This window comes from Streptomyces sp. CC0208 (assembly GCF_003443735.1).
GTDB classification, from domain to species: domain Bacteria; phylum Actinomycetota; class Actinomycetes; order Streptomycetales; family Streptomycetaceae; genus Streptomyces; species Streptomyces sviceus.
Genome location: NZ_CP031969.1, coordinates 6,740,932 through 6,763,901 on the forward strand (window position 1 = coordinate 6,740,932; position 22,970 = coordinate 6,763,901).

Consider the following 22,970-nt stretch of genomic DNA (forward strand, 5'->3'; position numbering starts at 1 on the left):
ACTCCCTTACCGGGTGAAGCCGATGTCCTGGTAGCGCGGGTCCGCGAAGCCGTAGGCGCCGAGGTTGACCAGGGTGCTCTTGACGGCCTTGATGTCGGGGCGCTGGTAGAGCGGGAGCAGGTTGGCCTGCTTCCAGATCAGGGTGTCGGCGACGTTGGTGTCGGTGATGGCCTGGGCCGGGTCGAGGTCGGCGGAGGCCTTCTTCATGGCGGCGTCGAGCTCGTCGCTGCCCACACCCGTGTAGTTCTGCTGGATGTCGGAGCCCACGGGCTTGGCGTAGATCGACTGGGTCGAGGAGGTCGGGAAGGGGGTCCCGATCCAGGAGAAGACAGTCAGGTCGAAGTTGCCCGGGGTGACGTACTTGTCGAAGAAGTTCTGGAGCGGCACGGACTTGATGTTCAGCTTGATGCCCACGGCCTTGAGCATCGGCTGCATCAGCTTGCCCTCGTTGGCCGAGACGCTGACCGCGGCTGGGATGACGAGGTTGAGTTCGAGCGTCTTGCCGTTCTTCTTACGGTACTCGCCGTCGAGCTTCCAGCCTGCCGCTTCCAGCGAGGCCTTGGACTTGGCCGGGTCGTACGTTCCGTACTCGCCGGCGTTGTCCTTGTAGCCCTTCTGGTTCGTGACGTAGAAGTGGTTGTTCAGCGGCGTCGGTGTCCAGCCCAGGCCCTGGAGGTCGGACTTGGCGATGGCGTCACGGCTGAGTGCCTGGGTGACGGCCTGCCGCACGGCGACGTCCTTGAGGGCGCCCTGGGTGCCGTTGATGGTGAGGTGACGGTAGTTCGGGCCTGCGGCCTCACGGATGGAGGCGCCCTTGACGGCCTTGGCCTGCTTGTAGGCGGCCGGGTCCGGGCCGATGTCGAAGAAGTCGACCTCGCCGTTGGCGAAGGCTCCGGCGGTGGCGTCGGAGTCCAGCGCGCGATAGATGATCTTGTCGAGGATCGCCTTGTCGCCCCACCAGGTGCTGTCGCGGACAACGGTCAGGGTCTTCGCGGTCTTGTCGATGCCGCCGAACTTGAAGGGGCCCGCGGTGACCGGGATCTTGCCCAGGTAACCGTTGTTGAAGCCGTCCGGGGTGCTGGTGACCGAGGCCGGGTAGAGCGGGCTGAACAGACTCTTCCAGTCGCCGAAGGAGCTGGTGAAGGTGACGATCACCTCCTGGTCGTTCTTGCCCTTGGCGACGCTCTTGATCAGGTTGTAGCCGGTACTGGAGGAGATCTTGTACTTGGTGTTCTTCCCGTTCAGGGCGGTCCACTGGGACAAGAAGTCCTTGTACGAGAGCGCTGTGCCGTCGGACCACTTGGCCTTCGGGTTGATCTCGTAGGTGACAACCTGCTTGCCGGAACTCTCGTCCACGGTGGCCGAGGTCACGTAGTCAGGGTCGGGGCTCACGACGCCGGTGGCGTCCGACTTCATGATGATCGGCATCAGGGCGCGCTCGACGTCGTAGCCGTCGGAGAGCGTGCCGTCGATCTCGTTGTAGTTGAAGTTCTCCGCGATCTCGCCCAGCGGCCAGTTGAGGGTGCCGCCCTGCTTCAGCTTGGCCCGGTCCGTCGCGGCGATGTTGTTCGCGGTGGACTTGGGGACTGAGGTCTTCTTGCTGTCGTCCTTGGTGTCGCCTCCGCCGCACGCGGTCAAGGTCAGTGCGCTGGTGGTGACCAGGGTGATCAGCGCAAGGGACGTACGGGTTCTCTTCAAGGGTGCTCTCCTCATACGGTGCAGAGTGGGACGGGGACGGTGAGAAGCAGGGGAGTTGCGCCTACAGCACGGCGGCGGCCGCCGCGTAGTGGCAGGCGGCGCTGTGGCCGGGACGGTTGTCGGTGAGGTCGTGCAGGGCCGGGTCCTCGTCGCGGCAGCGGGTGCGGGCCGCCTCGTCGAGGGCGGTGAACTTGGGGCAGCGGTTGCGGAACCGGCAGCCGCTCGGTACGTCCGCCGGGCTCGGCAGATCGCCGGTAAGCAGGATTCGCTTGCGCTGCCGCTCCTTGTGCGGGTCGGGCAGCGGCACGGCCGACAGCAGGGCCTGGGTGTAGGGGTGGGAGGGAGCTTCGAAGATCGACTCGGCGCTGCCCAGTTCGACGATCCGTCCGAGGTACATCACGGCGATCCGGTCGGCGATGTGCCGTACGACGGTCAGGTCGTGGGCGACGAAGAGATAGCTCAGCCCGAGCCGGGCCTTGAGTTCGTCCAGCAGATTGAGCACGCCGGCCTGGATGGAGACGTCCAGCGCCGAGACCGGCTCGTCGAGGATCACCAGCTTGGGTTCCAGCGCCAACGCGCGGGCGATGCTGATGCGCTGCCGTTGGCCGCCGGAGAACTCCGCCGGGAAACGTTCTGCGTGTTCGGGATCGAGTCCCACTTGGCGCAGCAGTTCGGGTACGCGGGCGGCGATCCGGTTCTTGGCCCAGCCGTGCGTCGTCAGCGGTTCGGCGATGATGTCACCGACCGGCATCCGGGCGTCCAGAGCGGCCAAGGGGTCCTGGAAGACCACTTGGAGGTCGCGGCGCAGTGCCTTGCGGTCACTGCCCTTGAGGCCCCGGATGTCCCTGCCGAACACGGTGACCGTCCCGGCCTGCCCGCTGGGCAGGTCCAGGATCTCCAGAAGGGTGGTGGTCTTGCCGCAGCCGGACTCCCCGACCAGTCCCAGGGTTTCGCCCTCGCGGATGTCGAAGCCGATGCCGTCCACCGCCCGGACGGTGCCGACCTGCCGCTTGAACACCGCGCCCTTCATCAGCGGGAAGTGCTTGACCAGGCCGTCGATCTCCAGAACCGTCGCCCGTTCCTCCCGGGGCACCTGAGCCACTGCCGTCGTCTGCGGCGGCTCCGGTACCGGGTAGATCTCGGCGGGGACAAGGGAGCCGCCCTCGGCCATTTCGTGGCTGCGGTGGCAGGCGGTGAAGTGGCTCCTGTTGTCCGCCGCGTCGGCCTCCGTCGCGAGCAGCTCCGGCTCGGCCTCGCGGCAGCGGTCCACGGCGATGGGGCAGCGTGTCTGGAAAGGGCAGCCCAGCGGCAGGTCGTGCAGCGAGGGCGGGTTGCCGTCGATGGGAGTGAGGACGTGCTGCCGGTCGTCATCGAGCCGGGGGATCGAGCCCAGCAGGCCGATGGTGTAGGGCATGCGCGGCGTGTAGTAGACCTCGTCCACCGAACCGGTCTCGACCGGTCGGCCCGCGTACATCACCTGGACCCGGTCGGCGAATCCGGCCACCACCCCGAGGTCGTGGGTGATCACGACGATGGCGGCGCCGGTGACCTCCTGAGCGGTCTTGAGGACATCCAGGATCTGCGCCTGGATGGTGACGTCCAGAGCGGTGGTCGGCTCGTCGGCGATGATTACTTTGGGGTCGTTGGCAATGGCCATCGCGATCACCGCGCGTTGCCGCATGCCGCCGGAGAACTCGTGCGGGAAGGCGTCCACCCGGCGGGCGGGGTCGGGAATGCCGACCATGTCGAGCAGTTCGATCGTGCGCTTGCGGGCCGCGGCCTTGTCCAGGTCCTGGTGGATCCGGAGGGCCTCGATTATCTGGTCGCCCACCGTGTACACGGGGGTCAGCGCGGACAGCGGGTCCTGGAAGACCATGGCGATGTCCTTGCCGCGGATCCGGGTCATCGACCGGTCGTCCAGGCCCAGCAGCTCGTTCCCGTGGAGCTTTACGGAGCCGCTCACCGCGGCCGTCTCGGGCAGCAGGCCAAGAACAGCCATGGACGACACCGACTTGCCCGATCCCGACTCACCGACGATGCCCAGTACCTCGCCCGGCCGCACCGAGAAGGAGACACCGCGCACCGCGCGGACATCACCGGCCTCGCTCGGGAAGGTGACATGCAGGTCGGTGACTTCCAGAGCGGGGGCGAGCTCCGGTTCTGCGGTCAGCTCGCGGCTGCTCAGAATGGCGGTCACGTCGTGGGTCCTTCCGGGGACTTGCGGTTCTTCCTGGCCTTGGCGCGGCTGGAGTTGGGGTCGAGGGCGTCACGCAGCCCGTCGCCGATGAAGGCGATGGACAGGCAGATCAGAACGAGGCAGCCGGCCGGGAAGTAGAACAGCCACGGAAAGGAGGGGGCGGCCGGAGTGCCGGTGGCAATCACCGTGCCGAGCGACACATCGGGCGCCTGCACACCGAAACCGAAGTACGACAGGCTGGTCTCGCCGATGATCGCGGTACCCACCTGGATGGTTCCGTCGATGATCAGCATCGAGGCCATCGACGGCAGGATGTGCCGGAAGATGATCACCGGGGCCGGTACGCCCATGTACTTCGCGGCCTTGACGAATTCACGGTCCTTCAGCGTCAGCGTCATGCTGCGTACCACCCGGCCGGTGATCATCCAGCTGAACGCAGCCAGCAGCACCACGAAGACCAGCCAGGTCGTCCCCTGGAACAGGGGCGAAAGCACCGCGATGATAAGGAAGTTGGGCATCACCAGCAGCAGGTCCACCACCCACATCAGGCCGCGGTCCGTCCAGCCGCCGAAGTAGCCCGCGCTCGCCCCGACGGCCGCTGCCACAACGGTACAGATCACGCCGGTGAGAAGACCGATGACCAGGGACTTCTGCATGCCTCTGGCGGTCAGCGCGAACAGGTCGGAGCCGGTCTGGTCGGTGCCGAACCAGTGGCTGGCCGACGGCGGCTGCTGGAAGGCGTTGAAGTCCAGGTCCGTATAGCTCCACTTGTAGAACAGCGGGGCCACATAGGCCATCAGGAACAGCAGGGCGAGCATCAGCAGTCCAAAGAGCGCTGTGCGGTTGCGCGCGAAGCGGATGGCGGTGAGTCGGGTCCGGCTTCTGCGTCGAGGGGTCGGCTGGGCTGTGACGGCGACGGGTGCTGCGGGTTGTGCGGAAGGAGTCTGGACGGCCATGGGGGCTTTCCTCTGGGCGCGGGATCGGGACGGGCTCGACGGGGGCGAGAGGAGCTCAGCTCACCCGTACGCGCGGATCGAGAGCCGCGTACAGCAGGTCGGACAACAGGCCCGCGATCAGGACGATCACGGCGGTGAACAGGCCGACGGCGGCGGTGGCGTTCACGTCATTGGTGCTGATCGAGTTGATCAGCCACTCGCCCATACCGTGCCAGCCGAAGATCTTCTCGGTGAAGGTGGCGCCGGTGAAGAGAAGGACGACGTTGTAGACGAGAAGCGGCACGACCGGCAGGACCGCGGTGCGCAGACCGTGCTTCATCAGGGCGGCCCGTCGGCTCAGACCCTTGGCGCGGGCCGTGCGCAGGAAGTCGCTGCCCAGCACGTCGAGCATTGAACTGCGCTGGTAGCGGCTGTACAGAGCTATCTGGATGATGATCAGAGTCAGGCTGGGCAGCAGCAGATGCTGAAGCCGGCTCAGGAGGATATCGCCCGTGCCGCTCAACCCGGGGTCGTACTCCCCGGTGTACTCGATGACCTTGTGTCCCGCCGCGTCGTTGAGGTCGATGGCCCAGAGCTTCAGCGTTACAGCGATCACGAAGACCGGCATGGCGAGCACGCCGAATGACGCCAGGGTCGAGATTCGGTCCGATGCCCGGTATTGCCTGATGGCTCCCCACGCGCCGACCATGACTCCGCCCACGGAGCCCAGCAGCGTCGAGATGAGCAGCAGTCGGGTGCTCACGCCGACCCGGCGGCCGAACTCGTCATTGACCTGACCGCCGGTGACGGTACGCCCGAGATCGCCGTGCGCCACGCCGTTCGCCCAGTGGCCGAAGCGGACCAGGAGGGGCTTGTCGGGGTTGAGGTTGTAGTCGTTGAGCGTGGACGTCACCGAAGCGGCCGAGGGCTTCGGGTTGCGGCCCTCGAAGTTGGCTCTCGGGTTGAGACTGATCGCCGCGAGGGCGTACGTGAGGGAGGCCGCGATGATGACCAGCGCCAGGTAGTTGACGAAACGGCGCAACATGAATCGGCCCACGTGCTCAGCTCTCTTGTGTGGCCCTCACCCAGGCGTTACGGGTTCGAGCGATGACTTCCAGACAAACTCATGAATAAATGCACAGCAGTTACGCCGGTCAGCCCCGTGCGGACTGTGCGCAGAATTTTCGTTCCTGAAACAACCCTGGAATGACCCGCCCTTGTGTTCGTACGCGTCCTGGCCCGGACTCCGCAGGCCCCAGGGGGACTTGGGGGGTTGGGAGGTTGGGTGGACTTTCGCAACTCATTTATGGCGGCGTCAATGAGCGTCGCGAGTCTTGATGAATCCGTGATCTACTTTGCGGAAATCTGACCTCAAGCGCGGGTTATCCCTCATTGACATCGGATAGCGCGCGGTAAAAAAAGGGCGGATGCGGATCCGCCGGAGGGGTATCCCTCACACCACCCTTCACCGTGCGGGTGCGATGTCCTCAAGCCCCTCCGTACGCCACAGACGTGTGGGCGGCAGTCCGCGCGGCACCAGGACGAAGCCCACCGCGACCAAGCAGGATCGCGGCGTGGACGCCAAGCGCTTGACCCGGCAGGCCCCCGGCCAGCCCTCCGAGTGGCAGGGCGCCCCAGGTGATCACCCGCTTCGAGGCGTCGACGCCGAGCACGCGCGGGACGCTGTGCCTGCCGATAACGTCATCCATGCAGGTCAAGCGGCCGTATGCTCAGGCGGGTGATTCGGTCTGGACCTGTGATCGGTTCCGGGGCGGCCCGTAGCGGAGCGGATGGGTTCCAGACCAGGGTGCGGTCCAGGAGTTCGTGACGGCAGGTCTGGATCCAGCGTTCCATGATGGAGTTCATCCGGGGGACGCGGATATTTGACGCTCGCGCCCGCGTCTTCGAGGTCCATGACAAGGCTCCTCGCCACCTGAGTGACCGAGGACGCGGTCGGGTGGGCCGTGGTACCCAGGGCGCGGATGCGCCGGGTTCCGTGCTCGATGACGGCCAGGGACTTCGCAGGCCAGGAGTCGGCCCAGGTGGTGGCCCCCAGGTCGGGGGCCGGGTCGATGCCCTCGGCTTTCAGGATCTCCCAGACCGTGGACGCCGCCACCTTGATCCCGACGGTGGCCAGTTCGCCGTGCATGCGGCGATAACCTCAGGACGGGCGCAGGGGCCGGGAGGCGCTCGCGTGACGCCGCCGTACCAGGTCGCGGTGCCGGCGCAGGACCGTGTCGACCCGCACGAGCAGACGCAGTCGGCGCAGCGACTCGCAGGGCAGGTTTGCCAGGAGGGCGGCCAGGAAAGCCCGATGCTCGGGTTCGAGCTTCACCTTGACAGCCCGAGCTGCCGCTGCACGACCGTGAGCTGATGTCGCAGGACCAGGATCTCGACGTCCTTGTCACGGTCGCTCATCGGCAGCAGCCGCAGGACCGAGAAGGCGTTCGTCACAGCCAGGTAGGCAAATCGCAGCAACACACTCGATGACATGCCGCACCCGCCGAGAGCCGCCACGGACGGTGGCCCCCGTAGGCAGTTCTCTTGGCGCACACACCACCACAGTCGAACCTGAACACGCTCAAATCAGCCCAGGAGGCGGCCGTCCACACGCTGCACCAACTGCGGCACTCCGGGCTCGGACACCTCGCGGAGAAGGGCCGTTCCGCCCCCGAGTTGCAGGCCAGGTCCCGGCACAAGCACCTGGGGACGCTGGGTCACTACGTCAAACTCGGCGAGGAGATTTCCGCCCGCGTCACCGCCGAGAATGATGAGCACAACCGCCGCCGTCGACGCTGACATCCGCCCGGCCGCGCCCGCCACGAGATCAAGGGAGCCCATGGAATTCCGGTCGATTGAGCGCGTTCCGCAGGCATTCCAGCAGTCGGTGAGCGCCGAGGACATCGGGAACGTCTGCCGACGGGCGTTCGGGGGCGCCGCCACGCCGGTGTCCGCCGTCGAGCTGGGCACGGGGATGTACAACAACGTGTACCGCGTGAACCTGGCCGGACGGGATCGGCCGGTGATCCTGCGGGTCGCGCCGGAAGAGGGCCGCCAGTTCCACAGTGAGCGCCACCTGATGCGCAACGAGTACGGCAGCGTGCCGTGGCTGGCGGTGATCGCGCCGCTGATGCCGCAGGTCCTCGCCGTGGACTGGTCGCACGAGGTGATCGGCCGGGACTGGATGATCCAGACCCACCTGGACGGCGTCCCGGCTCCGGAGCAACTGGGGACGTATCCGCGCACGGCGTGGCCGGTGTTCTTCCGGCAGATGGGCGTGATCGCCCGTTCCGTGCACGACGTGAGGGGACCGCACTTCGGGCCCGTCGGCGGCCCGGGGCACGGGACGTGGAGCGAGGCTGTGATCACGTCGCTGGAGGAGATCGCCGCCGACCTGGACGGTGCCGGCCTGGACGCGGCCGACGTACGGAAGGTCGCCGCTGTGGCCGCGCACGACCGTGCCGTGCTCGACGAGGTCACCGAACCGGGGCTGCTGACCGGGGACCTGTGGACGGTCAACGTGATGCTCGACGCCGGGGCCGCGGAGCCAACGATCACCGGGGTGCTCGACATGGACCGCACCTGGTGGGGCGACCCGGCCGCGGACTGGACGATCCGCATGGCGACGGCGAAGCAGGACGAGCGCGTGGCGTTCTGGGAGGCGTACGGGGAGCGGGACGGTTCTCCCGCCGCGGTATGGCGTTCGCTGGTCTACGAGGTCCGGCACCTTGGTGCCGTTCGACTGGAGCGCCACCGGCTGGGCAACGCCGCTGGGGTGAAGAACACCTACGACGCAGTGGCCGCCGTTCTGGCCGACCTGGGCTGACGTTCCCAGACCACTTGTGCGCCAGGTCGGTTGGAGGACTCAGGCGGTGACGGCGACTCTGCGCAGGAGGTGGCGGTGGGCAGGCGTCGGCGGGCTTCGCTTTTCAGGAGTTCGCCGGAGACGAGCACTGGTGGTTTGCCGGCACGGAGGTCACCTGGGACGAGATATTCGCTGCAGTCGACTCCTTTGAGGCCGAGAACCTCCTCGTCACCAACAACTTCGGTGACAACTACCGTGGCAGCGTCGTCGTCCAAGGGGACGCCCCGACAGCAATCTCGCCACGGCCGGAGGCAACACCCTGACCGTCAATCAGGGCGTGGATGGAGACGCGCTCGCCGCACTCGTCGCCCAGCTGCGGCAGACCGCGCCGACCCTGGAGCTCTCACAGGAAGACGTCGAGGAACTCGCCGAGGAGATCGACACCCTTGAGGGCGAAGGAACCGAACCGACCCGGGCCGCAGGATCATGCGTCGAATCGCACGCATCGTCACGCCCGCCCTGCCCGCAGCTGCACCGGCGGGTGCCGACGCAGCTGTCCAGGCGGCCATCTCGGCGGGTACGGGACTCTTCCCTGACCGTTTCGGTGCGGCGGTCGCCGGCTCCGACCGACTGCCAGAGAGGCGGCTATCCCCAAGTGCCACCAGGGCGGCGATGCCGCCGACCTACCAGCCCCGCTCGTGCCACTCGCCGAGGCGGGGCCGCTCGGTGCCGAGCGTGGTGTCGTTGCCGTGGCCCGGGTAGATCCAGGTCTCGTCCGGGAGCACGAAGACCTTCGCTTCTAGGCCCGACATCAACGACTCGAAGTCCTCGGGACGTGTTGTCCGACCAGGCCCCCCGGGGAACAGGCAGTCCCCGGTGAACACATGGGGATGCCCGTGCGGGTCGTCGTAGACGAGGGCGATCGAGCCGGGCGTGTGACCGACCAGGTGGCGCGCGGTCAGCTCGACGTGCCCCACGCGGATGACGTCGCCGTCGTCGACCGGCACGTCGGTGGGGACGGGGATGCCCTCGGCGTCGTCCCGGCCGGCGTACGTACGCGCACGCGTGGCCGCGACGACCGCTGCGAGCGCCTGCCAGTGGTCGCCGTGCTGATGGGTGGTGACGACGGACGCGATGCCGTCGTCACCGATCATGCCCAGCAGGGTGTCCGCCTCGTTGGCGGCGTCGATCAGCAGTTGCTCGTCGGTGGCCCGGCAGCGCAGCAGATAGGCGTTGTTGTTCATCGGGCCGACCGCGATCTTGGTGATCATCAGGTCCTTGAGCTCGTGCACGTCGGCGGGCCCGCCGACCGTCACCTGTCCGCTGTACGTCATGGCGGCAGCCTATAGCGGCGGCAGCGAGGGGAGAGTGCCGCCGTGGACCGTCAGCGCCGAGCCGTCGCGGCGGCCGGCGAGCCAGCCGAGCAGGTCCGCCTGGCGGCCGGTGACGACGAGCGCGGGATCCCCGTTGCCGCCCGTCGGGATCCGGCGGCCGTCGTCCTCCTCGACCACGAGGGCGGGTACGTCGGGGTGGCCCCGGAAGCGGTCCGTCAGGAAGTCGATCTCGCGCTGCGTGAACTCCTCCGGGAGGTCCTCCAGCTCGTAACCGATCCCTAGGTCCACGTGGTGCAGTTCCACCTCGGCCCATCGCCGGAACGGCACCCGGGCCGCCGCGTCGGTGACCCCGTTGCGGAGCTCGACCGTGCGCGACCAGTCGGCCGGTGCGGCCCCCGCCTCGTCGAAGCGGGCGGCACTCGCGCGGAGGTCGGCGAGCTGGACGTCGAGGGGGCGCGGGGCGTCCCGCTCGATGTCGGCGTCGCGCGCTTCCGCGGAGGCGTACATGGGCTGCCCCCGCAGAACGTTCACCAGGGCGTCGGCATTGCGGGAGAGGTGCGCGAGGACATGGCCGCGGCTCCAGCCCGGCAGCCGTGACGACTTGGTCACGGCCGCGTTGTCCATGGCGGCGGCTGCGGTCAGCAGGCGCTCGGTCGCACCACGTACAGACACCAGGTCATGAGCGTGATCAATCATGGTGCTGACCCTAGCCCCGCCACACCTTTGGGTGAAGGTGGTGAAGCAGTGCCGTAAATCGAATGCGCGTGCTATATGGTCGAGTGCGGCGTCGGGCATGCTGGAAGGCCGGGGATTGTTATGCATCCGGGAATCCGACCGGCGTTGTCAGTGGCTCCCCCTAGTCTGAGAAAGCACGGGGGCCCCGCCCCTGTCACTTCTCTCAAGAAAGGTGCGGACCGGCGTGGCCGACCGTCTCATCGTCCGTGGCGCGCGCGAGCACAACCTGAAGAACGTCTCGCTCGACCTGCCTCGCGACTCGCTCATCGTCTTCACGGGCCTGTCCGGGTCGGGCAAGTCCTCCCTGGCCTTCGACACCATCTTCGCCGAGGGCCAGCGGCGCTACGTGGAGTCGCTCTCCTCGTACGCCCGCCAGTTCCTCGGCCAGATGGACAAGCCCGACGTCGACTTCATCGAGGGCCTCTCGCCCGCGGTCTCCATCGACCAGAAGTCGACCTCGCGCAACCCGCGCTCGACGGTCGGCACCATCACCGAGGTCTACGACTACCTGCGTCTGCTCTTCGCGCGCATCGGCAAGCCGCACTGTCCGGAGTGTGGCCGTCCGATCTCGCGCCAGTCGCCGCAGGCCATCGTCGACCGGGTCCTGGAGCTGCCGGAGGGGAGCCGCTTCCAGGTGCTCTCGCCGCTGGTGCGGGAGCGCAAGGGAGAGTTCGTCGACCTCTTCGCGGACCTCCAGACCAAGGGCTACAGCCGCGCGCGGGTGGACGGCGAGACCGTCCAACTCTCCAACCCGCCCACCCTGAAGAAGCAGGAGAAGCACACCATCGAGGTGGTCATCGACCGCCTCACGGTGAAGGACTCCGCCAAGCGCCGCCTCACCGACTCCGTGGAGACCGCCCTCGGCCTGTCCGGCGGCATGGTCGTGCTCGACTTCGTCGACCTCCCCGAGGACGACCCCGAGCGCGAGCGGATGTTCTCGGAGCACCTGTACTGCCCGTACGACGACCTGTCCTTCGAGGAACTGGAGCCCCGCTCCTTCTCCTTCAACTCGCCCTTCGGCGCCTGCCCCGAGTGCACCGGCATCGGCACGCGCATGGAGGTCGACCCGGAGCTGATCGTCCCGGACGAGGACAAGTCCCTCGACGAGGGTGCCATCCACCCCTGGTCGCACGGACACACCAAGGACTACTTCGGCCGTCTGATCGGCGCCCTCGCGGACGCGCTCGGGTTCCGGACGGACATCCCCTTCGCGGGACTGCCGCAGCGCGCCAAGAAGGCCCTGCTCCACGGCCACAAGACGCAGATCGAGGTCCGCTACCGCAACCGGTACGGCCGCGAGCGGGTCTACACGACCCCGTTCGAAGGGGCCGTGCCCTTCGTCAAGCGCCGGCACAGCGAGTCCGAGAGCGACGCCAGCCGCGAGCGCTTCGAGGGCTACATGCGCGAGGTGCCCTGCCCCACCTGTGAGGGCACCCGCCTCAAGCCGCTCGTCCTCGCGGTCACCGTCATGGGCAGGTCGATCGCCGAGGTCTCCGGCATGTCCATCAGCGACTGCGCGGACTTCCTGGGCGAGCTGAAGCTCAGTGCCCGTGACAAGAAGATCGCCGAGCGCGTCCTCAAGGAGGTCAACGAGCGGCTGAAGTTCCTGGTCGACGTCGGCCTGGACTACCTCTCGCTGAACCGCGCGGCCGGCACCCTCTCCGGCGGCGAGGCCCAGCGCATCCGTCTGGCCACCCAGATCGGCTCCGGACTCGTCGGCGTCCTGTACGTCCTCGACGAGCCGTCCATCGGCCTGCACCAGCGCGACAACCACCGGCTGATCGAGACCCTGGTCCGGCTGCGCGACATGGGCAACACGCTCATCGTCGTCGAGCACGACGAGGACACCATCAAGGTCGCCGACTGGATCGTCGACATCGGCCCCGGCGCGGGCGAGCACGGCGGCAAGGTCGTGCACAGCGGCTCCCTGAAGGAGCTCCTGGTCAACGCCGAGTCGGAGACGGGCCAGTACCTGTCGGGCAAGAAGGCCATCCCGCTGCCCGACATCCGCCGCCCCCTCGACCCGTCCCGGCGGCTCACGGTGCACGGGGCCCGCGAGAACAACCTCCAGGACATCGACGTGTCCTTCCCGCTGGGCGTGTTCACCGCGGTCACCGGTGTCTCCGGCTCCGGAAAGTCGACCCTGGTCAACGACATCCTGTACACCCACCTGGCGCGCGAGCTCAACGGCGCGAGGAGTGTCCCGGGCCGGCACACGCGCGTGGACGGCGACGACCTCGTCGACAAGGTCGTGCACGTCGACCAGTCGCCCATCGGCCGCACCCCGCGATCCAACCCGGCGACCTACACCGGCGTCTTCGACCACGTCCGCAAGCTGTTCGCCGAGACCACCGAGGCGAAGGTCCGCGGCTACATGCCCGGCCGCTTCTCCTTCAACGTCAAGGGCGGCCGCTGCGAGAACTGCGCGGGCGACGGCACCATCAAGATCGAGATGAACTTCCTCCCGGACGTCTACGTCCCGTGCGAGGTCTGCCACGGCGCCCGCTACAACCGGGAGACCCTGGAGGTCCACTACAAGGGCAAGTCCATCGCCGACGTCCTGAACATGCCGATCGAGGAGGCGACGGAGTTCTTCGACGCCGTCCCCGCGATCGCCCGCCACCTCAACACCCTCAAGGACGTCGGCCTCGGCTACGTCCGGCTCGGGCAGGCCGCGACCACCCTGTCCGGCGGTGAGGCCCAGCGCGTGAAGCTCGCCAGCGAGCTCCAGAAGCGCTCCACGGGCCGTACGGTCTACGTCCTGGACGAGCCGACCACCGGTCTGCACTTCGAGGACATCAGCAAGCTGCTGAAGGTCCTGTCAGGGCTGGTCGACAAGGGCAACACCGTCATCGTCATCGAGCACAACCTCGATGTGATCAAGACGGCCGACTGGGTCGTCGACATGGGCCCCGAGGGGGGCGCGGGCGGCGGACTCGTCGTCGCCGAGGGCACCCCGGAGGACGTCGCCGGAGTCCCGGCCAGCCACACCGGCAAGTTCCTCAGGGAGATCCTCGGCGCCGACCGGATCAGCGACGGGACCTCGGTGAAGGCCCCGCGCAAGGCACCGGCCAGGAAGACGGCCGCGGCGAAGAAGACGGTCGCCGCCAAGTCCACGGCGAAGAAGACGGCGACGGCCAGGACGACGGCGACCAAGAAGGCCGCCGAAGCCACCAAGAAGGCCACGCCCGCCAAGAAGACGACCCGGGCCCGCAAGGCCTGAGTCGCCCGACGGCCGCGCGAGACCGGACACGCGAAGAAGCGGTGCCCCCGCAGGGAACTCCCTGCGGGGGCACCGCTCCTTTTGCAGCCCCTACAGCTCGCCCAGCTCCGAGGCGTACGGCGGCTGCGCCCCGGCTCGTGAGCAGGTGATCGCCGCCGCGCGTGCCGCGAACCGCAGCAGCCGGGTCCAGTCCTCGACGCCCAGGCCGGCGAGCGCCTCCGGGGCCAGCGCGTCGAGGGCGGCGAGGCCGTGCAGCAGGGCCGCGTTCACCGTGTCGCCCGCGCCGATCGTGTCCACGACGTCGACCTTCTCGCCCGGGACCGGCAGCACCGCCCCGTCCCGGGTGAACACGGTCAGCCCGTCACCGCCCTGGGTGACCACGACGGCCGAGGGCCCCGCGGCCAGCCACTCGCTCGGAGTGCCGCCCAGCCACAGCGCGTCCTCCTGGGAGAGCTTGAGCAGCGACACCGACGGCAGCCAGCTCTTGAACCGGGCCCGGTAGGCGTCCGCGTCGGGGATCAGCCCGGCCCGGATGTTCGGGTCGAGCGCGGTGAACACACCCTGCGCTGCCGCGGCCCGCAGCAGTTCCTCGTAGGCGCTGGCCCCCGGTTCCAGGACGAGCGAGCAGGTGCCGAAGGACACCGCGCGCGTGCCGGCGGGGAGTTCGGCGGGGGCGGCGAACAGGCGGTCGGCGGTGCCGTCGACGTAGAACGAGTAGGCGGCCGAGCCGGCGGTGTCGATGGTGGCGACGGCGAGTGTGGTGGGTTCCGGGCCGCGCTGCACGGCGGACACGTCCACCCCCGCATCCCGGAGCCCGTCGAGCAGGGCCTCGCCGAAGGCGTCGCGCGAGGTGCGGGAGCAGAAGGCGGTGGGGGAGCCGAGCCGGCCGAGGGCCACGGCGGTGTTGTAGGGGCCGCCGCCGAGCGCCGGCGTGAGACCCGCGAGGGCACCCCTGCCCTGCGGTACCAGATCGATCAGGGCCTCACCGGCGACGACGATCACGAAACGGGTCCTTTCTCGAACTGCGGGGCTGAAGGTGCTGGGAGGAGAGGGAGAACCGGAGGGGCCGGCCGCACTGGCAGGGCCGCTCCCGTCACCCGGAGTCCGGGCAGCCGCACGACGTGCGATGCATGAACGTGCAGTCCAGGCGCACGGTCCGGGCGGGCCGGTCCGGACGGTCGAGGCGTTCCAGGAGCACACGGACCGCCTGCGCGCCGATGTCCCTGCTGGGCTGGGCGATCGCGGTGAGCCGGGGCGAGAACAGGTCGGCCCAGGCGAAGTCGTCGAAACAGCACAGGGCGAGGTCGTCCGGCACCGAAAGGCCGCGCTCGCGCAGGGCGCGCAGGGCGCCGATGGTCATCGCGTTGTTGGCGGTCACGAGGGCGGTGGGCGGTGCGGCGAGGGAGAGCAGGGCGGCCGTGGCCCGTTCGGCTCCGGCCGACTCGGAGTCGCCGTGGACGACCAGGTGATCGTCGTAGGGGAGGCGGGCGGCGGTGAGACCCTGCCGGTACCCGGCGATCCGTTCGGCGGTGGTGCTCAGTCCGGGCAGGCCGGCCACCAGTCCGATGCGCCGGTGACCGAGTCCGGCGAGATGGGTGACCAGCTCGGCCATCGGCTGGATGTTCTCGGCGCAGACCTGGTCGAAGGGCTGCGGACTGTCCACCGTGGCGTCCACCGGGCCCTTCACCGGGCCGTCCGCAGGGGCGCCCACCGGGCCCTCCACTGGGCCGTCCACCGACGCGTCGACAGGGACGTCGACAGGGACGTCGCCCCCACCACCGACCGCACCACCCCCGGTCACCTCACCTTCCGCACCACTGCCGGCCACGTTCTCGCCGGCCACACCCCCGCTCACCCCGTCGATCACCCGGTCGAGGAACACCGTCGGGACCTGATGGCGCCCGAGGTAGGAGACGAGTTCGCGCGGGTCCGCCGAGGGCGCGACGATCATGCCGTCCACGCGCCGTTCGTGCAGCAGCTGGACGACCTTGCGCTCGTGCTCGGGGTCGTCGTGCGGATCGGCGATGAGCAGGCTGTAGCCGTGTTCCAGCGCGCCCGCCTCGACGCCCTGGAGGATCTCCGTGAAGTACGGGTTGCTGATCGCCGACACCGCGAGCCCGATGGAGCGGGTGCGGGAGGTCACCAGGGAACGGGCCAGGGTGTTGGGGGTGTAGCCGAGCTCGTCGACGGCGTCCAGCACGGCCTGGCGGGTGTGGGGCAGGACCGGCCTGGTGCCGTTGAGGACGTGCGAGACGGTCGCCACGGACACCCCCGCACTGCGTGCCACGTCGGCCATGGTCGGCATCGGGTTCCCCTCCCGGAACGGCGCTCACAGGCCACCGGAACGGCAGCCCACGGCCCGGAAGGTATCCCATTCAGCAGCCCGCGTAAACGCTTGCGCAAGCGTTTACGCGCCGTCACCGCCCTCCCGTCGCACCGTTCACTCCCAGTCCCAGCCGATCCCCACCACCCCCGACCGCACCCGTGGCTCCACCAGGTGCACCGAGTGGTGGTGGCCGGTGAGGGACAGTTCCCGACGGCCGCTGCGGGGTGCGGCGGGGGAGTGCTGGGCGAAGCGGTGGCAGCGCAGCGGCAGGGCGTTCTCGTCGAACCGGACCTGGAGCGCGTACTGCCCGCCGGGCGAGGCGAAGCCGCGGACGTACTCGCGGGACACCCCGGCCGTGCCGTCCTCGACGCAGTAACGGAACAGGAAGGTGTCACCGGCCCGCAGCCGGGCATCGAGGAGCAGCTCCGCCACGAGCACCCCGGTGTCGTGGTGCGAACGGACGCGTCCCGTACGGCAGTTCTCCAGGGCGTGCACGGTCATGAGCTCCGGCACGCACCCCGGGTCGCCGTGGTGGACGGCGATGAAGCGGTCGACGCCCTCGCGCTGGGCGCGCACGATGTGGTGCGACTCGCGGCTGCGCAGCTCACGATGCGCCCCGATGCCTATCCGCTCGTGATGGCCGAGGGTGTGCAGCCCGCCGTCAGGCGGCGCGTCCAGCTCGCCGAGGAGCTGTCCGAGGACGTCCGAGGCCGCGAGGAGGGAGCGGTAGGAGCGGGCCGCGGGCCGCTCGGCGGCCGACCGGTCGTCGTCCTCGGCGAGCAGCCGGATCAGCGACTCCTCGGGTAGCTGAAGGATCTCCTCCAGTGCCCGTACGGCCCGCAGCGACTCGGGTCGCTGCGGGCGCCGGGCGCCCTGCTGCCAGTAACTCAGGCTGGTGACACCGACCTTGACCCCGTAGCGCGACAGATGGTGCTGGACGCGCTGAAGCGGCAGCCCCCGTGCGGCGATCGCCGCACGCAGCGCGACATGGAAGGGGCCGCCTCGCAGGGCCGAGTCCAGTTCCGCGTCGGCGACGCTCACGACGTCCGCGTGCTGTGTGGCGTGCGGCATGCAGGGGCCTTTCTGTACAGGTCCGGGCGGCTGGTCGGGCCGTTCGTGAGGGTGTGTCGGGGCCGTCCGTGGCAGTGCCGGGGGAGGCTTCACATCCGTACGCCGTCGTTCCCGGCCCCGAGTTCCCCCGCATTGAAGCGTGTTGACCAAGTCCCGACAACACCTGTCGCCGAACCGCGGTGTACTCCCGTCCGGTCCGTGACCCCGCCCGCTCAGGTGGCGGAGGCCTGTCCGTCGCCGTCCAGCAGCTCCCTGATCGCCCTCGCCGACAGCGCCGACTTGGGCAGGAACCCCCGCGCCGGGCCGCCGGCGATCAGCTCCTCGAAGTCCTCTCGTGCGTGCGTGGAGATCAGGATGATGACGCAGGACACACTGCGGGCCGGTTCCACCGCCGTCGTACGGGGGACAGGGGCCAGGGCCGGACGGACCCCGGCCGTTGTCCACAGGCTCACCGGAGTGTCGGCCCTCGCCAGTAGGGTGTGAGACATGGCCGACCCCTCCAGCTACCGCCCCAAACCAGGGGAGATCCCGGACACCCCCGGGGTGTACAGGTTCCGTGACGAGCACCGCCGGGTGATCTACGTCGGAAAGGCGAAGAGCCTGCGTCAGCGCCTGGCGAACTACTTCCAGGACCTGGCGAGCCTCCACCCCCGCACCCGCACCATGGTGACCACGGCCGCGTCCGTGGAGTGGACGGTGGTGTCCACGGAGGTCGAGGCCCTGCAGCTGGAGTACTCCTGGATCAAGGAGTACGACCCCCGGTTCAACGTCAAGTACCGCGACGACAAGAGCTACCCGTACCTCGCGGTGACGATGAACGAGGAGTTCCCGCGCGTGCAGGTGATGCGCGGCCACAAGCGGAAGGGCGTCCGGTACTTCGGGCCGTACGGACACGCGTGGGCGATCCGTGACACCGTCGACCTCCTCCTGCGCGTCTTCCCCGTCCGCACCTGCTCCGCCGGCGTCTTCAAGAACGCCACCCGCACCGGCCGCCCCTGTCTCCTCGGCTACATCGGCAAGTGCTCGGCGCCCTGCGTCGACCGCGTCTCGGCCGACGAACACCGCGATCTGGCCGAGGAGTTCTGCGACTTCATGGCCGGCCGCACCGGGACCTACATCCGCCGTCTGGAGAAGCAGATGACGGACGCGGCCGAGGAGATGGAGTACGAGCGGGCGGCCCGCCTGCGCGACGACATAGGGGCCCTGAAGAAGGCCATGGAGAAGAGCGCCGTCGTGCTCGCCGACGCGACCGACGCCGACCTGATCGCGGTCGCCGAGGACGAGCTGGAGGCCGCCGTCCAGATCTTCCATGTGCGCGGCGGGCGCGTGCGCGGCCAGCGCGGCTGGGTCACCGACAAGGTCGAGGAGATCACCACCGGCGCCCTCGTCGAGCACGCCCTCCAGCAGCTCTACGGCGAGGAGAGGGGCGACTCGGTCCCCAAGGAGGTCCTCGTCCCCGCCCTTCCCGAGCCGGTCGAGCCGGTCCAGGAGTGGCTCGCCGAGCGCCGCGGGTCGGGTGTCTCCCTGCGCATCCCGCAGCGCGGCGACAAGAAGGCCCTCATGGAGACCGTGCAGCGCAACGCCCTCCAGGCGCTCGCCCTGCACAAGACCAAGCGCGCCTCCGACCTGACCACGCGCTCGCGTGCCCTGGAGGAGATCGCCGAGGCCCTCGACCTGGACAGTGCCCCGCTCCGGATCGAGTGCTACGACATCTCCCACCTCCAGGGCGACGACGTGGTCGCGTCCATGGTCGTCTTCGAGGACGGGCTCCAGCGCAAGAGCGAGTACCGCCGCTTCCAGATCAAGGGCTTCGCCGGCCAGGACGACGTCCGGTCCATGCACGAGGTGATCTCCCGCCGGTTCAAGCGGTACCTGGCCGAGAAGGAGAAGACGGGCGAGTGGGTGGACGACGCCTCCCAGACCGACCTCAAGGACGCCTCCGGCAACGACGTCCCGGCCGTCTCCGGGACCGGTCCCCAGGGCGTCCCCGAGAGCGGCCTCAAGGACGACGACGGCCGCCCCAAGAAGTTCGCCTACCCGCCCCAGCTCGTCGTCGTCGACGGCGGACAGCCCCAGGTGGCCGCCGCCAAGAAGGCCCTGGACGAGCTCGGCATCGACGACATCGCCGTCTGCGGCCTCGCCAAGCGCCTGGAGGAGGTCTGGCTGCCGGACGACGAGGACCCGGTCGTGCTGCCCCGCACCAGCGAAGGCCTGTACCTTCTCCAGCGGGTCCGTGACGAGGCCCACCGCTTCGCGATCACCTACCAGCGCACCAAGCGGGCCCAGCGTTTCCGGTCGAGCCCGCTCGACGACGTCCCCGGGCTCGGGGACACGCGCAAGCAGGCCCTGCTGAAACATTTCGGGTCCTTGAAGAAACTACGATCCGCCACCATCGACCAGATCTGCGAGGTCCCCGGCATAGGCCGCAAGACGGCCGAGACGATCGCCGTGGCCCTCGCCCAGGCGGCCCCGGCCGCGCCCGCCGTGAACACGGCGACTGGAGAGATCATGGATGAGGAGGAACCCGGCACCACGGGTTCCGGTGGGGACCCCGTGACGGCGGGTGCCCCGGACGAACGACGGGGGCAGGAGACATGAATGTGAACGAGCACGAAGAACGACAGGACCAGAGCGGAGACGACGCACAGGTGACCACGGGCGCGAGCCTCGACGCGGGCGGAGTCCCGGAGGCGGCCATCCCCGAGCTGGTGATCATCTCCGGCATGTCCGGTGCCGGCCGCTCGACCGCCGCGAAGTGTCTGGAGGACCTCGGCTGGTTCGTCGTCGACAACCTCCCGCCCGCGCTGATCCCCACCATGGTGGAGCTCGGCGCCCGCTCGCAGGGCAATGTCGCCCGGATCGCGGTGGTGGTCGACGTCCGCGGCCGGCGCTTCTTCGACAACCTCCGCGAGTCCCTCGCCGACCTGGAGGCCAAGCACGTCACGCGGCGGATCGTGTTCCTGGAGTCCTCCGACGAGGCCCTGGTGCGCCGCTTCGAGTCCGTGCGCCGCCCGCACCCCCTGCAGGGCGACGGCCGTATCGTCGACGGCATCGACGCCGAGCGCGAGCTCCTGCGCGAGCTGCGCGGCGACGCCGACCTGGTCATCGACACCTCCAGCCTCAACGTCCACGAGCTGCGCGCCAAGATGGACGCCCAGTTCGCCGGCGAGGAGGAGCCCGAGCTCCGCGCCACCGTCATGTCCTTCGGCTTCAAGTACGGCCTCCCGGTCGACGCCGACCTGGTCGCGGACATGCGCTTCCTGCCCAACCCGCACTGGGTCCCGGAGCTGCGCCCCTTCACCGGGCTCAACGAGGAGGTGTCGGCGTACATCTTCAACCAGCCCGGCGCCAAGGAGTTCCTCGACCGGTACGCCGAGCTGCTCCGGCTCGTCGCGGCCGGCTACCGCCGCGAGGGCAAGCGGTACGTGACGATCGCCATCGGCTGCACCGGAGGCAAGCACCGCTCGGTCGCCACCTCGGAGAAGCTCGCCGCGCGCCTCTCGGCCGAAGGTGTCGAGACGGTGGTCGTGCACCGGGACATGGGACGGGAATGACAGGACGTTCTTCGCGGCTGAGCAGGCTGCGCCGGACGGTGCCCGAGGGACGCGCAGGCAGGTCCGTCGAGGCCCGCGGGGCGAGACCCCGGCGGCGCGGAGCCCAGCCCAAGGTGGTGGCGCTCGGCGGCGGCATGGGCCTGTCGGCCTCGCTCACCGCCCTGCGCCGGATCACCGGCGACCTCACCGCCGTCGTCACCGTGGCCGACGACGGCGGCTCCAGCGGGCGCCTGCGCGACGAACTGGGCGTGCTGCCGCCCGGTGACCTGCGCAAGGCGCTGGCCGCGCTGTGCGGCGACGACGACTGGGGCCAGACCTGGGCCCGGGTCATCCAGCACCGCTTCCAGTCCAAGGGCGACCTGCACGAACACGCGGTCGGCAATCTGCTGATCGTCGCCCTGTGGGAGCAGCTCGGCGACCATGTCCAGGCCCTCGACCTGGTCGGCAGGCTGCTGGGCGCGCACGGGCGCGTGCTGCCCATGTCCGCCGTACCCCTGGAGCTCCAGGCCCTGGTCAAGGGGCACGATCCGAAGCGGCCCGACGACGTGGACACCGTACGGGGACAGGCGACCGTGGCCCTGACCCCGGGCGAGGTGCAGTCCGTGCACCTGGTGCCGCACGACCCGCCCGCGGTCCCCGAGGCGGTCGAGGCCGTCCGGGACGCGGACTGGGTGGTCCTCGGCCCCGGCTCCTGGTTCTCCTCGGTCATCCCGCACCTGCTGGTGCCCGAACTCCTGGACGCGCTCATCCAGACGAAGGCGCGCCGGGTACTCTCCCTGAACCTCGCACCGCAGCCGGGAGAAACCGATGGCTTCTCCCCGCAGCGTCATTTGGAGGTTTTGGGACGACACGCCCCTAAACTCGCCCTGGACGTGGTGCTGGCCGACCAGGCCGCCGTGCCCGACCGCGATTCGCTGACCGATGCCGCCAAGCGGTTCGGCGCCGCGGTCGAGCTGGCGCCGGTGGCCCGGCCCGACGGGACCCCGAGGCACGACCCGGAGCTGTTGGCCGCCGCGTACGACCGTATTTTTCGGATGCATGGAAGGATCGGCCCATGGCGATGACGGCAGCGGTGAAGGACGAGATCTCCCGGCTTCCCGTCACCCGGACCTGCTGCAGGAAGGCGGAGGTCTCCGCTGTTCTGCGGTTCGCCGGCGGCCTCCACCTGGTGAGCGGGCGCATTGTGATCGAGGCGGAGCTGGACACCGCGATGGCGGCCCGCAGACTCAAGCGGGACATCCTGGAGATCTTCGGCCACAGCTCCGAACTGATCGTGATGGCACCCGGCGGGCTGCGCCGCGGTTCGCGTTACGTCGTCCGGGTCGTCGCCGGCGGTGACCAGCTGGCCCGCCAGACCGGCCTGGTGGACGGCCGGGGCCGCCCCATCCGGGGCCTGCCCCCGCAGGTCGTCTCCGGTGCCACCTGTGACGCCGAGGCCGCCTGGCGCGGGGCCTTCCTGGCGCACGGCTCGCTCACCGAGCCCGGCCGCTCCTCCTCCCTGGAGGTGACCTGCCCGGGCCCGGAGGCCGCGCTCGCGCTGGTCGGCGCCGCCCGCCGTCTGTCGATCGCCGCCAAGGCCCGCGAGGTCCGCGGCGTGGACCGCGTGGTCGTCCGGGACGGTGACGCGATCGGCGCCCTGCTCACTCGTCTGGGTGCCCATGAGTCGGTGCTCGCCTGGGAGGAGCGCCGGATGCGCCGCGAGGTGCGGGCCACGGCGAACCGTCTCGCCAACTTCGACGACGCCAACCTGCGCCGCTCCGCCCGCGCGGCCGTCGCCGCCGGAGCGCGCGTCCAGCGGGCCCTGGAGATCCTCGCCGACGACGTGCCCGAGCACCTCGCCGCCGCCGGGCGGCTGCGCATGGAGCACAAGCAGGCCTCCCTGGAGGAGCTGGGCGCGCTCGCCGACCCGCCGCTGACCAAGGACGCCGTCGCCGGCCGTATCCGCCGACTGCTGGCCATGGCCGACAAGCGCGCCTCCGACCTCGGCATTCCGGGCACGGAGTCCAGCATCACGGAGGAGATGGCCGACAACCTGGTCGGCTGACCGCCCTTCACCACGCCGGTGCCGACGCCCACTTGGGTGTCGGCACCG

Annotated in this window: 17 protein-coding genes and 1 pseudogene; 7 read left to right on the top strand and 11 right to left on the bottom strand. The window is 69.4% G+C overall.

The genetic code is table 11. The features are described from left to right. Positions 1–6: 6 nt before the first annotated feature. The 5 genes and pseudogenes from D1369_RS30970 to D1369_RS30990 form a co-directional block, all read right to left on the bottom strand. Positions 7–1,698 (bottom strand): ABC transporter family substrate-binding protein, encoded by a 1,692-nt coding sequence (locus D1369_RS30970; protein ID WP_158680118.1) that lies wholly within the window; start codon positions 1,696–1,698, stop codon positions 7–9. A gap of 61 nt (positions 1,699–1,759) precedes the next feature. After that, a complete protein-coding gene (locus tag D1369_RS30975; RefSeq protein ID WP_205574537.1) occupies positions 1,760–3,886 on the bottom strand; it encodes an ABC transporter ATP-binding protein in 2,127 nt (708 codons plus the stop codon). A 5-nt stretch (positions 3,887–3,891) separates the two neighbouring features. Further along, entirely contained in the window at positions 3,892–4,851 is a 960-nt protein-coding gene (locus D1369_RS30980; RefSeq protein WP_007381258.1) for an ABC transporter permease, read from the bottom strand. 55 nt (positions 4,852–4,906) lie between these two features. Then, on the bottom strand, positions 4,907–5,887 hold the full coding sequence (locus D1369_RS30985) for an ABC transporter permease (RefSeq protein ID WP_007381257.1): 981 nt from the start codon (positions 5,885–5,887) through the stop codon (positions 4,907–4,909). A gap of 644 nt (positions 5,888–6,531) precedes the next feature. Next, positions 6,532–7,311 (bottom strand): annotated as a pseudogene (locus D1369_RS30990) (integrase). Positions 7,312–7,374: 63 nt separating this feature from the next. Here D1369_RS30990 and D1369_RS30995 point away from each other — a divergent pair. Next, positions 7,375–7,629 (top strand): tyrosine-type recombinase/integrase, encoded by a 255-nt coding sequence (locus D1369_RS30995; RefSeq protein WP_007381253.1) that lies wholly within the window; start codon positions 7,375–7,377, stop codon positions 7,627–7,629. Between the two features lie 40 nt (positions 7,630–7,669). Then, positions 7,670–8,656 (top strand): aminoglycoside phosphotransferase family protein, encoded by a 987-nt coding sequence (locus D1369_RS31000; protein ID WP_037899564.1) that lies wholly within the window; start codon positions 7,670–7,672, stop codon positions 8,654–8,656. Between the two features lie 662 nt (positions 8,657–9,318). Here D1369_RS31000 and D1369_RS31005 read toward each other — a convergent pair. Together D1369_RS31005 and D1369_RS31010 are read right to left on the bottom strand one after the other, a co-directional pair. Beyond that, positions 9,319–9,969 carry an MBL fold metallo-hydrolase gene (locus tag D1369_RS31005; protein WP_007381251.1) on the bottom strand — a complete coding sequence of 217 codons (651 nt, stop codon included), beginning with the start codon at positions 9,967–9,969 and terminating at the stop codon, positions 9,319–9,321. Positions 9,970–9,978: 9 nt separating this feature from the next. Next, the gene (locus tag D1369_RS31010) at positions 9,979–10,665 is read right to left on the bottom strand and encodes a maleylpyruvate isomerase family mycothiol-dependent enzyme (RefSeq protein ID WP_007381250.1); all 687 of its coding nucleotides are present in this window, start codon (positions 10,663–10,665) and stop codon (positions 9,979–9,981) included. A 223-nt stretch (positions 10,666–10,888) separates the two neighbouring features. Here D1369_RS31010 and uvrA point away from each other — a divergent pair, with 223 nt between their 5' ends. Beyond that, complete coding sequence (gene uvrA / locus D1369_RS31015) at positions 10,889–13,927, top strand: excinuclease ABC subunit UvrA (protein WP_118082728.1); 3,039 nt, start codon at positions 10,889–10,891, stop codon at positions 13,925–13,927. Positions 13,928–14,017: 90 nt separating this feature from the next. Here uvrA and D1369_RS31020 read toward each other — a convergent pair whose 3' ends face one another. The 4 genes from D1369_RS31020 to D1369_RS43155 form a co-directional block, all read right to left on the bottom strand. After that, entirely contained in the window at positions 14,018–14,929 is a 912-nt protein-coding gene (locus D1369_RS31020) for a carbohydrate kinase (RefSeq protein WP_118082729.1), read from the bottom strand. Between the two features lie 91 nt (positions 14,930–15,020). Next, positions 15,021–16,232, bottom strand: a complete 1,212-nt coding sequence (locus tag D1369_RS31025) for a LacI family DNA-binding transcriptional regulator (RefSeq protein ID WP_007381247.1) — start codon at positions 16,230–16,232, stop codon at positions 15,021–15,023. 135 nt (positions 16,233–16,367) lie between these two features. Beyond that, complete coding sequence (locus D1369_RS31030; RefSeq protein ID WP_007381246.1) at positions 16,368–17,324, bottom strand: hypothetical protein; 957 nt, start codon at positions 17,322–17,324, stop codon at positions 16,368–16,370. A gap of 212 nt (positions 17,325–17,536) precedes the next feature. Continuing rightward, the gene (locus D1369_RS43155) at positions 17,537–17,812 is read right to left on the bottom strand and encodes a hypothetical protein (protein WP_007381245.1); all 276 of its coding nucleotides are present in this window, start codon (positions 17,810–17,812) and stop codon (positions 17,537–17,539) included. On the opposite strand from D1369_RS43155, the gene uvrC reads away from it, so the two are divergent. The 4 genes from uvrC to whiA are packed head-to-tail and all read left to right on the top strand — an operon-like array spanning position 17,811 to position 22,922. Beyond that, positions 17,811–19,922: an excinuclease ABC subunit UvrC gene (uvrC, locus tag D1369_RS31035; RefSeq protein WP_037899559.1), complete on the top strand. Its 2,112-nt coding sequence runs from the start codon at positions 17,811–17,813 to the stop codon at positions 19,920–19,922. The genes D1369_RS43155 and uvrC overlap by 2 nt on opposite strands. Next, positions 19,919–20,878, top strand: a complete 960-nt coding sequence (rapZ, locus tag D1369_RS31040) for an RNase adapter RapZ (protein WP_007381243.1) — start codon at positions 19,919–19,921, stop codon at positions 20,876–20,878. The genes uvrC and rapZ overlap by 4 nt, the downstream gene beginning before the upstream one ends. Then, positions 20,875–21,942: a uridine diphosphate-N-acetylglucosamine-binding protein YvcK gene (gene yvcK / locus D1369_RS31045; protein ID WP_007381242.1), complete on the top strand. Its 1,068-nt coding sequence runs from the start codon at positions 20,875–20,877 to the stop codon at positions 21,940–21,942. Before rapZ ends, yvcK begins: the two co-directional genes overlap by 4 nt. Then, complete coding sequence (gene whiA / locus D1369_RS31050) at positions 21,933–22,922, top strand: DNA-binding protein WhiA (protein ID WP_007381241.1); 990 nt, start codon at positions 21,933–21,935, stop codon at positions 22,920–22,922. The genes yvcK and whiA overlap by 10 nt, the downstream gene beginning before the upstream one ends. Positions 22,923–22,970: the final 48 nt, after the last annotated feature.

Bases quoted from the DNA above. Each gene is read 5' to 3' on its own strand.
- D1369_RS31025 (WP_007381247.1), bottom strand. From the start codon at position 16,232: ATGCCGACCATGGCCGACGTGGCACGCAGTGCGGGGGTGTCCGTGGCG.
- uvrC (WP_037899559.1), top strand. From the start codon at position 17,811: ATGGCCGACCCCTCCAGCTACCGCCCCAAACCAGGGGAGATCCCGGAC.
- D1369_RS43155 (WP_007381245.1), bottom strand. From the start codon at position 17,812: ATGTCTCACACCCTACTGGCGAGGGCCGACACTCCGGTGAGCCTGTGG.
- D1369_RS30980 (WP_007381258.1), bottom strand. From the start codon at position 4,851: ATGGCCGTCCAGACTCCTTCCGCACAACCCGCAGCACCCGTCGCCGTC.
- whiA (WP_007381241.1), top strand. From the start codon at position 21,933: ATGGCGATGACGGCAGCGGTGAAGGACGAGATCTCCCGGCTTCCCGTC.
- yvcK (WP_007381242.1), top strand. From the start codon at position 20,875: ATGACAGGACGTTCTTCGCGGCTGAGCAGGCTGCGCCGGACGGTGCCC.
- rapZ (WP_007381243.1), top strand. From the start codon at position 19,919: ATGAATGTGAACGAGCACGAAGAACGACAGGACCAGAGCGGAGACGAC.
- D1369_RS31030 (WP_007381246.1), bottom strand. From the start codon at position 17,324: ATGCCGCACGCCACACAGCACGCGGACGTCGTGAGCGTCGCCGACGCG.
- D1369_RS31000 (WP_037899564.1), top strand. From the start codon at position 7,670: ATGGAATTCCGGTCGATTGAGCGCGTTCCGCAGGCATTCCAGCAGTCG.
- D1369_RS31005 (WP_007381251.1), bottom strand. From the start codon at position 9,969: ATGACGTACAGCGGACAGGTGACGGTCGGCGGGCCCGCCGACGTGCAC.
- D1369_RS31010 (WP_007381250.1), bottom strand. From the start codon at position 10,665: ATGATTGATCACGCTCATGACCTGGTGTCTGTACGTGGTGCGACCGAG.